1 pseudogene is annotated in these 1,195 nt (G+C 48.4%); it reads left to right on the top strand.

From position 1 onward, the window contains the following. Positions 1 to 1,195, top strand: a pseudogene (locus PGX78_RS08430) (DNA mismatch repair protein MutS); the annotation flags it as partial.

Here is a 1,195-nt window from a genome sequence, read left to right as displayed (position 1 = left end):
CCGGCGGCAATAAGGAACGCGTACCCATGTGCGGCGTTCCCTTTCACTCTGCCGATACATATATTGAACGCCTTGTTCATAAGGGCTATAAGGTTGCCATTTGCGAGCAAATGGAAGATCCGAAGTCTGTAAAAGGTCTTGTGAAGCGAGAAATCATTCGCGTCATCACACCCGGTACCGTGACGATGGAGCATGCCGTGGCGTCGAAGAAGAATAACTATATTGCCGCTGTAGGGGAAGAAAATGGCGGCATTCAGCTTGTACTGACGGACGTAACGACAGGAGAAGCTCTGTGGATGGCCTGCGGAGATGACGAAACTCAAGATCGACTTTTGGACATCTTTGCCTTGTATGAACCGGCGGAAGTGGTATATACGAAGGAGTCGGCAATCATTACCTCTTTACGCCGTTTCGTTACGGAGCGGCTGAACCATTGTGCTTTTACGCTCTACGAGGTGCAAGGGGATATAGACTATTCACGAACAGGTGCCGATTATTTTGATGAAGATGCCTTTCAGGCGGCAAAGGAAGCGGCCTATACTATCGGTATCTTGTTATCCTATGTAAAAGAGACGGTGAAGGCCGACGTCTTTCATATCGCCTCGTTGAGGCCTTTGACGACAGAACGCAATATGCTTATTGATGCATCGAGTCTACGCCATTTGGAAATCACTCAGAACGTACGTGACGGTCGCCGCAAGGGAACTCTTCTTGACGTGCTGGACCGGACGAAGACGGCTATGGGCGGACGTTTATTGCGTAAGTGGTTGGAAGCCCCTTTGTTGAATCTTCACGATATAACGGAACGGCAAGACGGCGTAGAGGATTTGGTACGCCATGAAATTATGCGTCAGGACTTGGGCGATACGTTGGATAAGATTTATGACTTCGAACGTATTTTGACGCGCATCGGCACGGGTACGGCCGGGCCTAAGGATATGACGGCTTTGCGTGAATCGTTACGTATTCTGCCGGACGTAAAACATATCTTATCACAAGCGGGAGCACCTATTTTACAAAGACTGAATGAATGCATGGATGTTCATTCTTACGTGTACGATTTGCTTTGTCGTGCCGTTAAGGAAGAACCGGCTGCGGTTATTCGTAACGGCGGTGTCATTCGTGACGGATATAATGAAGAATTGGATGAAATTCGCAGCATATCCGAAAACAGTCATGCCTTTTTACGTGACTT

It is taken from the genome of Megasphaera sp. AF13-6AC (assembly GCF_027685385.1).
GTDB lineage: Bacteria > Bacillota > Negativicutes > Veillonellales > Megasphaeraceae > Megasphaera > Megasphaera micronuciformis.
This window is presented reverse-complemented; position numbering and strand designations above follow the sequence as displayed.